We start from the raw sequence: 566 nt of genomic DNA, 5'->3' as shown, positions 1-566 counted from the left end.
TTTCTTGCGGCAGATCCGGAGAACCCGCTTATCATTCACATGGATATCATGATAGCGTTCCAAATCATCGCGGATTCTGCGATACCCTTTATCAGGATCCTGCTGATGTATTTCTTCAACCTTTTCTCCAATCAGCATGTTTTCCTGTTCATTTTCAGGAATACCTCGATGAAGCCATTTATAGTAACCAGCTCTGGCTACGTTTCCCAGCTTACAGAGAGCAGAAATCGGATAGTTGTTCTCCTCATGCACTTCTTTAATTGCCAAATAAATATGATGTTTTCTTAGCCGGCTCAGCCCCGCCTCCTCTCTACTTCTGCTAATTTTTTTAGGAATGCAGCCTCCATTTCCGCTTTCTCACGCTTGGCTTTCTCCAGTTTCAGCTCAGCACGTAATTGTTCAACCTCGGTAAGAGAATCGTTCGCCTTCTTTTTCCCTCGGTTATCTTTTAATGCATCGAGACCGCCGGCCTCATACTTAACGGTGTAACTACGAGCTTGTTGATAGGAAACCTGGTATTTTTCTGCTGTTTCTGCATAGTTATGTTCATGTGATATGCAGTATGC

At 43.6% G+C, this 566-nt stretch carries 2 protein-coding genes; both read right to left on the bottom strand.

The window, feature by feature from the left end; translation table 11 throughout:
• Positions 1–138, bottom strand: a 138-nt coding sequence (locus tag H8J70_RS12975; RefSeq protein WP_222433716.1) for an IS3 family transposase, incomplete at its 3' end; no start/stop codon positions are given.
• A 155-nt stretch (positions 139–293) separates the two neighbouring features.
• On the bottom strand, positions 294–566 hold a 273-nt coding region (locus H8J70_RS12970), incomplete at its 5' end, for a helix-turn-helix domain-containing protein (RefSeq protein ID WP_186504598.1).

Source organism: Megasphaera hominis (assembly GCF_014269395.1).
GTDB lineage: Bacteria > Bacillota > Negativicutes > Veillonellales > Megasphaeraceae > Megasphaera > Megasphaera hominis.
The sequence above is the reverse complement of the archived record's forward strand: the minus strand, read 5'-3'. Positions and strand labels throughout refer to the sequence as shown.